Genomic DNA, 5,628 nt, shown 5'->3' on the forward strand with positions numbered 1-5,628 from the left:
AAAAAAAGTTTCAAAAAGTTGTTTAGAATTAAAAAAGAGGTTGTATGTTTGCAGCCGCAAAAACGGTAATAGTTTTTGATAAGTTCATTCAAAGCGACAAGATTAAAAGAGGAGAAAAGTTTTAAAAATTTTCTTCGAAAAAAAAGATCAAAAAGTTTTGTGTAGTTTAAAAAAGGGTTTTATATTTGCACCCGCTTAACAAGGAAACGAGTTAAGAAAAGAGAAAGACAAGTTCATAAACATATTGAATTGACAGCGTAAGATTTCAACTGGAAACGGTTGTAATTAACAAAGAGAATAGACCATTTTGAGTACTTAGAGATTCTAATTAGTTGTTAAAGAACAAGTGGAAACACTTAAAAATTTAACGATGAAGAGTTTGATCCTGGCTCAGGATGAACGCTAGCGGCAGGCCTAACACATGCAAGTCGAGGGGTAACAGGAAGAAGCTTGCTTTTTTGCTGACGACCGGCGCACGGGTGCGTAACGCGTATGCAATCTACCTTTTGCTGAGGGATAGCCCAGAGAAATTTGGATTAACACCTCATAGTATCTTGTTTTTGCATGATTACAAGATTAAAGGTTACGGCAAAAGATGAGCATGCGTCCTATTAGCTAGATGGTGTGGTAACGGCACACCATGGCAACGATAGGTAGGGGTCCTGAGAGGGAGATCCCCCACACTGGTACTGAGACACGGACCAGACTCCTACGGGAGGCAGCAGTGAGGAATATTGGACAATGGAGGCAACTCTGATCCAGCCATGCCGCGTGCAGGAAGACTGCCCTATGGGTTGTAAACTGCTTTTATACAGGAAGAAACCACTCTACGTGTAGAGTTCTGACGGTACTGTAAGAATAAGGATCGGCTAACTCCGTGCCAGCAGCCGCGGTAATACGGAGGATCCAAGCGTTATCCGGAATCATTGGGTTTAAAGGGTCCGTAGGTGGATAATTAAGTCAGAGGTGAAAGTTTGCGGCTCAACCGTAAAATTGCCTTTGATACTGGTTATCTTGAATCATTATGAAGTGGTTAGAATATGTAGTGTAGCGGTGAAATGCATAGATATTACATAGAATACCAATTGCGAAGGCAGATCACTAATAATGTATTGACACTGATGGACGAAAGCGTAGGTAGCGAACGGGATTAGATACCCCGGTAGTCTACGCCGTAAACGATGGATACTAGCTGTTCGGTTTCGACTGAGTGGCTAAGCGAAAGTGATAAGTATCCCACCTGGGGAGTACGTTCGCAAGAATGAAACTCAAAGGAATTGACGGGGGCCCGCACAAGCGGTGGAGCATGTGGTTTAATTCGATGATACGCGAGGAACCTTACCAGGGCTTAAATGTAAGTTGCATGATTTAGAGATAGATCTTTCTTCGGACTACTTACAAGGTGCTGCATGGTTGTCGTCAGCTCGTGCCGTGAGGTGTCAGGTTAAGTCCTATAACGAGCGCAACCCCTGTTGTTAGTTGCCAGCGAGTCATGTCGGGAACTCTAGCAAGACTGCCAGTGCAAACTGTGAGGAAGGTGGGGATGACGTCAAATCATCACGGCCCTTACGTCCTGGGCTACACACGTGCTACAATGGTAGGGACAGAGAGCAGCCACTGGGCGACCAGGAGCGAATCTATAAACCCTATCGCAGTTCGGATCGGAGTCTGCAACTCGACTCCGTGAAGCTGGAATCGCTAGTAATCGCATATCAGCCATGATGCGGTGAATACGTTCCCGGGCCTTGTACACACCGCCCGTCAAGCCATGGAAGCTGGGAGTGCCTGAAGTCCGTCACCGCAAGGAGCGGCCTAGGGTAAAATCGGTAACTAGGGCTAAGTCGTAACAAGGTAGCCGTACCGGAAGGTGCGGCTGGAACACCTCCTTTCTAGAGAAAGACGACTAATAAGTATCATAAACCTAAAGAAAGATATAGTTTATTCTCTGTTAGCTGTTAATTTAAAATATATAGTAAAGAGTCATTAAATATTAGTATTAATCAATACGATATTACTAATAACTAAAGGCTAACGACTAAAAACAGTCTCATAGCTCAGCTGGTTAGAGCGCTACACTGATAATGTAGAGGTCGGCAGTTCGAGTCTGCCTGAGACTACAATTTAAAGTTAAATTTAGAATAAATTTAATTTTATATAAGTTCATAAAAAAACTGAAAGGAAATTTTAGAGGTTGAGTAGCCGTTATAAGTACTGTTAACTAATAACTGTTAACTACGCACTAAAGAAACGGGGGATTAGCTCAGCTGGCTAGAGCGCTTGCCTTGCACGCAAGAGGTCATCGGTTCGACTCCGATATTCTCCACGAATTACTGAATATATTTCAGTATAAACGTTCATTGACATATTGAAAAAGATACATGAAACATTAGATTTATATCTAATGAAAAGTAATTTAGATTAATTAAGTATCACGCGAGCGATACAATTAATCACTATTAATAGATTTATATTTATTAATAAACTCATTAAAAAAGCAAAAAGTACAATAAGCTAAATAAGGGCGTATGGGGAATGCCTAGGCTCTCAGAGGCGATGAAGGACGTGATAAGCTGCGAAAAGTTGCGGGGATTGGCACATACAAATTGATCCGCAAATATCCGAATGGGGCAACCCACTATATTGAAGATATAGTATCCGTAAGGAGGTGAACCCGGAGAACTGAAACATCTAAGTACCCGGAGGAGAAGAAAACAAAAGTGATTCCGTTAGTAGTGGCGAGCGAACGCGGATTAGCCCAAACCAATGTTGTTACGGCAATATTGGGGTTGTAGGACCACAACATTCAAAATAAATTGAATTAGAATACTTTGGAAAGAGTAACCATAGAGGGTGATAGTCCTGTATAAGTAAGATTTATGGCGATAGTGGTATCCTGAGTAGTGCGGGGCACGTGAAACCCTGTGTGAATTTGTCGGGACCATCCGATAAGGCTAAATACTCCTGAGAGACCGATAGTGAACTAGTACCGTGAGGGAAAGGTGAAAAGAACCCTGAATAAGGGAGTGAAATAGAACCTGAAACCATACGCTTACAAGCGGTCGGAGCCCTTTAGGGTGACGGCGTGCCTTTTGCATAATGAGCCTACGAGTTACCGTTGCTAGCAAGGTTAAGTACTTCAGGTACGGATCCGTAGCGAAAGCGAGTCTGAATAGGGCGCCATAGTTAGTAGTGGTAGACGCGAAACCGTGTGATCTACCCATGGGCAGGTTGAAGCTGTAGTAACATACAGTGGAGGACCGAACCGGTTGACGTTGAAAAGTCTTCGGATGACCTGTGGGTAGGGGTGAAAGGCCAATCAAACTCGGAAATAGCTCGTACTCCCCGAAATGCATTTAGGTGCAGCGTATTATTAGTTTTATAGAGGTAGAGCTACTGATTGGATGCGGGGGCTTCACCGCCTACCAATTCCTGACAAACTCCGAATGCTATAAAATGATGTAATGCAGTGAGGGCATGGGTGCTAAGGTCCATGTCCGAGAGGGAAAGAACCCAGACCATCAGCTAAGGTCCCCAAATGTATGCTAAGTTGAAAAAACGCGGTTGAACTGCTTTGACAGCTAGGATGTTGGCTTGGAAGCAGCCATTCATTTAAAGAGTGCGTAACAGCTCACTAGTCGAGCGGTTCGGCATGGATAATAATCGGGCATAAGTATACTACCGAAGCTATGGACTTGTAAAAGTGGTAGGGGAGCATTGTAGTATCGTCGAAGGTGTACTGTGAGGTATGCTGGAGAAGCTACAAAAGAAAATGTAGGCATAAGTAACGATAATGCGGGCGAGAAACCCGCACTCCGAAAAACTAAGGTTTCCTCAGCTATGCTAATCAGCTGAGGGTTAGTCGGGACCTAACGCGAACCCGAAAGGGGTAGTGGATGGACAACAGGTTAATATTCCTGTACCCGCTCTCAATAAAAGTGACGGAGGCGTATATTTGGTGCGTGCTGACGGAATAGCACGTTGAAGGGAGCAGTAATGCCCTGATAGTACACTAAGACTTCGGTTGCGGTGATAATCCAGAGAAGCGACTTCCAAGAAAAGCGAGAGAAGCGGCCCGTACCCTAAACCGACACAGGTAGTTGGGATGAGAATTCTAAGGAGCTCGAGAGATTCATGGCTAAGGAATTAGGCAAAATAGACCCGTAACTTCGGGAGAAGGGTCGCCCCGCTTCGGCGGGGCCGCAGTGAAAAGGTCCAGGCGACTGTTTATCAAAAACACAGGGCTATGCTAAATTGAAAGATGATGTATATGGCCTGACACCTGCCCGGTGCTGGAAGGTTAAGTGGAGGGTTTAGCTTCGGCGAAGATCTCAAATGAAGCCCCAGTAAACGGCGGCCGTAACTATAACGGTCCTAAGGTAGCGAAATTCCTTGTCGGGTAAGTTCCGACCTGCACGAATGGTGCAACGATCTGGACACTGTCTCAGCCATGAGCTCGGTGAAATTGTAGTATCGGTGAAGATGCCGATTACCCGCTGTGGGACGAAAAGACCCCGTGCACCTTTACTATAGCTTAGTATTGGTTTTGGATAAGTAATGTGTAGGATAGGTGGGAGACTTTGAAGCGGCGTCGCTAGGCGTTGTGGAGTCATTGTTGAAATACCACCCTTTGCTTATCTAGAGTCTAACTTTCAATGAAAGGACAGTGCTTGGTGGGTAGTTTGACTGGGGTGGTCGCCTCCAAAAGAGTAACGGAGGCTTCTAAAGGTTTCCTCAGCACGCTTGGTAACCGTGCGTAGAGTGCAATGGCATAAGGAAGCTTGACTGAGAGACCTACAAGTCGATCAGGTTGGAAACAAGAGCATAGTGATCCGGTGGTTCCGCATGGAAGGGCCATCGCTCAAAGGATAAAAGGTACGCCGGGGATAACAGGCTGATCTCCCCCAAGAGCTCATATCGACGGGGGGGTTTGGCACCTCGATGTCGGCTCGTCACATCCTGGGGCTGGAGAAGGTCCCAAGGGTTGGGCTGTTCGCCCATTAAAGTGGCACGCGAGCTGGGTTCAGAACGTCGTGAGACAGTTCGGTCTCTATCTACAGTGGGCGTTAGAAATTTGAGTGGATCTGACTCTAGTACGAGAGGACCGAGTTGGACTAACCTCTGGTGTATCTGTTGTTCCGCCAGGAGCATTGCAGAGTAGCTACGTTGGGAAGGGATAAGCGCTGAAAGCATATAAGCGCGAAACCCACCACAAGATGAGATTTCTTTAAAGGGTCGTAGGAGATGACTACGTTGATAGGCTACAGGTGTAAAGGCAGTAATGTCATAGCCGAGTAGTACTAATAACCCATAGGCTTATTGTACGCCTGTTTTTTTAAAAGAGTACAACACAATTACAAATCATGATTTTTTTCAATATGTTAAGATATTTATTCTCATATGTATGAGAATCTCATAAATATCATTTTGATATTTTGAGTACAACTTAAGGTGGTTATAGCGATGGGGCTCACCTCTTACCTTTCCGAACAGAGAAGTTAAGCCCATTAGCGCCGATGGTACTACACTCGTGGGAGAGTAGGTCGCCGCCTTTTTTAAACCCTTCACAACACTGTGAAGGGTTTTTTGTTTTTATTCCCTTTTTAATAATATTTAAGATTTTATATAGTT

2 tRNA genes and 3 rRNA genes are annotated in these 5,628 nt (G+C 44.7%); all 5 read left to right on the forward strand.

Annotation, left to right across the window (positions count from 1 at the left end):
• Window positions 1–367 precede the first annotated feature (367 nt).
• The 5 genes from LG649_RS15810 (at window position 368) to rrf (ending at window position 5,552) form a co-directional block, all read left to right on the forward strand.
• A 16S ribosomal RNA gene (locus LG649_RS15810) occupies window positions 368–1,889 on the forward strand.
• 154 nt (window positions 1,890–2,043) lie between these two features.
• Window positions 2,044–2,117, forward strand: a tRNA-Ile gene (locus LG649_RS15815).
• Between the two features lie 132 nt (window positions 2,118–2,249).
• Window positions 2,250–2,323: transfer RNA gene (locus tag LG649_RS15820), tRNA-Ala, on the forward strand.
• A 181-nt stretch (window positions 2,324–2,504) separates the two neighbouring features.
• A 23S ribosomal RNA gene (locus LG649_RS15825) occupies window positions 2,505–5,321 on the forward strand.
• Window positions 5,322–5,444: 123 nt separating this feature from the next.
• Window positions 5,445–5,552, forward strand: a 5S ribosomal RNA gene (gene rrf, locus LG649_RS15830).
• Together the 16S, 23S and 5S rRNA genes with 2 tRNA genes alongside form the textbook arrangement of a ribosomal RNA operon.
• The last annotated feature ends 76 nt before the right edge of the window (window positions 5,553–5,628 follow it).

The organism is Neotamlana laminarinivorans (genome assembly GCF_020523925.1).
Taxonomy (GTDB): domain Bacteria; phylum Bacteroidota; class Bacteroidia; order Flavobacteriales; family Flavobacteriaceae; genus Neotamlana; species Neotamlana laminarinivorans.